Source organism: Agromyces binzhouensis (assembly GCF_004135055.1).
GTDB lineage: Bacteria > Actinomycetota > Actinomycetes > Actinomycetales > Microbacteriaceae > Agromyces > Agromyces binzhouensis.
This window is the reverse complement of sequence record NZ_SDPL01000374.1, coordinates 1-3,108: the sequence shown is the minus strand read 5'-3', so window position 1 is coordinate 3,108 and position 3,108 is coordinate 1. Positions and strand designations below refer to the sequence as shown.

Genomic DNA, 3,108 nt, shown 5'->3' with positions numbered 1-3,108 from the left:
GACGCGGTGCGCGTCCGGCGGCCGCCGCTCCGGCGTGCCCGGCGCGGTCTCCTCGCCCACGGATCGGCTCAGCGCGCCGACCCCGTGAGCCAGTCGCGCAGCGCGGACTCGCAGGCGAGGATCTCGTCGCAGTCCACGCGCTCGTCGTCGGCGTGCGCGAGGAGCGGGTCGCCGGGTCCGAAGTTCACGGCCGGCACGCCGAGCGCGCTGAAGCGCGCGACATCCGTCCACCCGTACTTCGGCTGCGCCTCGGCCCCGACCGCACGGACGAACTCCTGCGCGAGCGGGTCGTCGAGGCCTGGCCTGGCGCCCTCGGACGCATCGGTGACGGTGAGTTCGTACTCGGGGAAGAGCGCGCGGACGCGCTCGGTCGCCTCCGCGACGGAACGGCTCGGCGCGAACCGGTAGTTGAGCGTGAGCACGGCGTCGTCGGGGATGACGTTGCCCGCGATGCCGCCGTGCATGAAGACGGCGTTCAGGCCCTCGCGGTAGTCGAGGCCGTCGACGCGGACGGTCTCGGCCTCGTAGGTCGCGAGCCGCTCGAGCGCGGATGCGAGCTTGTGGATCGCGTTCTCGCCGACCCAGCTGCGCGCCGAGTGCGCCCGCCGCCCCGTCGCGCGGAGCTCGACCCGGAGCGTGCCGTTGCACCCGCCCTCGACCGCTCCGTGCGTCGGTTCGCCGAGGATGGCGAAGTCGGCCGCGAAGAGGTCGGGACGCGAGCGCAGGACCCGGCCCAGCCCGTTCAGGTCGGCGGCCACCTCCTCGTGGTCGTACCACATCCACGTCACGTCGACGACCGGCGCGACCAGTTCGCGTGCGAGCTTCAGCTGCACGGCCACGCCCGCCTTCATGTCGACCGTGCCCCGCCCCCACAGCACCTGGCGGTCGCCGTCGACCTCGAACCGGGTCGGGACGTTGCCGTTGATCGGCACCGTGTCCAGGTGCCCCGCGATGACCACGCGCCGGTCGCGACTGAGGTTCGTGCGCGCCACGATCGTGTCGCCGTCGCGGAGCACCTCGAGGTGCGCGGCATCCCGGAGCGCGTCCTGGACGAGGTCCGCCAGCCGCCCCTCCTCGCCCGAGACGCTCGGCACGTCGCAGATCGCCTGCGTGATGGCGACGACGTCGGCGGACAGGTCGAGCGCGGCCGTGGGGCGGACGGGTGCAGCCATGTCCCCGAGTCTACGAGGGCGGATGCCGCGCCCCCTCCCGGCGTCATCCGCCGTCGCGGCCCCCACGTCGCTCGGTACCCTTGGAGCATGCCCGCAGACTCGTCGAATCCGACCGCGCCCGCCACCGCCTGGGGCGACGGCCTCGCCACGATCGCCGGCGACGGCACGGTGCTCGACACCTGGTTCCCGGCGCCGCAGCTCGGCGAACCGGCCGCCGATGCTCCGGCCTGGGAGCCGCCCGTGGGGTCGGTGGGCCCCGACGAGCGGCGGGGCGTCCGAGTAGAGGCCGTGCGCGTCGCCATCCGCCTCGCCGATGCGCCGGCGAGCACGTCGGACGCCTACCTGCGCCTGCACCTGCTGTCCCACCTGCTCGTCCGTCCCAACGGCCTGAACCTCGACGGCGTGTTCGGGCACCTGCCGAACGTCGCGTGGACCAACGCCGGGCCGGTGCATCCCGACGACCTCGACCGGCTCCGTCCGGCGCTCCAGCGCGCCGGCATCCACGTGACCGGGCTCGACAAGTTCCCGCGCCTGCTCGACTACGTGATCCCCGAGCGCGTGCGCGTCGCCGACGCATCGCGCGTGCGCCTCGGCGCGCACCTCGCGCCCGGCACGACGGTGATGCACGAGGGATTCGTGAACTTCAACGCCGGCACGCTCGGATCCTCGATGGTGGAGGGCCGCGTCTCGCAGGGCGTCGTGGTCGGCGACGGCAGCGACATCGGCGGCGGCGCCTCGATCATGGGCACGCTCTCGGGCGGCGGCACGCAGCGCGTCTCGATCGGCGAGCGCGCGCTCCTCGGCGCGAACTCGGGCATCGGCATCTCGATCGGCGACGACTCCGTCGTCGAGGCCGGCCTCTACGTCACCGCGGGCACGAAGGTGGTGCTCCGCGGCGGCGCGGGCGAACGCGATCGGATCGTCAAGGCCGTCGAGCTGTCGGGCCTGCCGAACCTGCTCTTCCGCCGCAACTCGCTCGACGGGCGCGTCGAGGTGCTCTCGCGGTCCGGCGAGGGGATCGCGCTGAACGCCGCCCTGCACGCCTGAGTCGGCGGTCGGCGGTCGGCGGCGCGGCCCGCCCTGCCGCGGTCGCCGGGGTACAGTGATGACCCGGGGTCGCTCGGACGGGCGGCCCGAGCCATGCGCCGACACGAAGGAGTGACGTGGGAACCGACGCGCCGAGGACCCGACGGACCGGCTGGGCGAAGTTCCTCGTCGGAGCGCTCGTCACGGTGCTCGTGCTCGGCGTCGCGGCGGTCGGGTTCGGCTGGTGGACGGTGCATCGGTCGTTCCCGGTCGAATCGGGTCGCATCTCCGTCGCCGGCCTCGACGGATCGGTGACGGTGTACCGCGACGACGCCGGGATCCCCCAGCTCGTCGCCGAGACGGACCACGACCTGCTCTTCGCGCAGGGATACGTGCACGCGCAGGACCGGTTCTGGGAGATGGACTTCCGTCGGCACGTCACCGCGGGCCGCGTCGCGGAGCTCTTCGGCGAGTCTCAGGTCGCGACCGACGCCTTCATCCGCACGCTCGACTGGCGCGGCGTCGCCGAGCAGGAGTTCGAGATGCTCGACGACCAGTCGCGCGCCCTCTACGAGGCCTACGCCGACGGCGTGAACGCGTACCTCGCCGAACGGTCGGGCGTGGAGCTGTCACTGGAGTACGGCGTGCTCGCCCTGCAGAACCCCGGCTACGAGCCGGAGCGGTGGACGCCCGTGGACTCGATCGCCTGGCTCAAGGCCATGGCCTGGGACCTCAGGTCGAACCTCGGCGACGAGATCGACCGCGCGCTCCTCCTCGCCTCCGGGCTCACGCCCGAACAGGTCGCGCAGCTGCACCCCTCGTTCCCCTGGTCGGCGAAGCCGACCATCGTCGGCGGGCCCGCGCCGGCGGCGCCCGCCGGCCTCGACGTGCGCGCCGTCGACGGCGGGTC

At 73.6% G+C, this 3,108-nt stretch carries 3 protein-coding genes; 2 read left to right on the top strand and 1 reads right to left on the bottom strand.

Annotated features, from left to right (window positions below; genetic code table 11):
* Positions 1 to 68: 68 nt before the first annotated feature.
* Positions 69 to 1,172, bottom strand: a complete 1,104-nt coding sequence (gene dapE, locus ESO86_RS14350) for a succinyl-diaminopimelate desuccinylase (RefSeq protein ID WP_129235605.1) — start codon at positions 1,170 to 1,172, stop codon at positions 69 to 71.
* A gap of 87 nt (positions 1,173 to 1,259) precedes the next feature.
* Between dapE and dapD the strand changes: the two genes are divergently transcribed.
* Both dapD and ESO86_RS14340 read left to right on the top strand, forming a co-directional pair.
* A complete protein-coding gene (gene dapD / locus ESO86_RS14345) occupies positions 1,260 to 2,219 on the top strand; it encodes a 2,3,4,5-tetrahydropyridine-2,6-dicarboxylate N-succinyltransferase (protein ID WP_129235604.1) in 960 nt (319 codons plus the stop codon).
* 116 nt (positions 2,220 to 2,335) lie between these two features.
* The coding region (locus ESO86_RS14340; RefSeq protein WP_207207156.1) for a penicillin acylase family protein at positions 2,336 to 3,108 on the top strand (773 nt) is incomplete at its 3' end.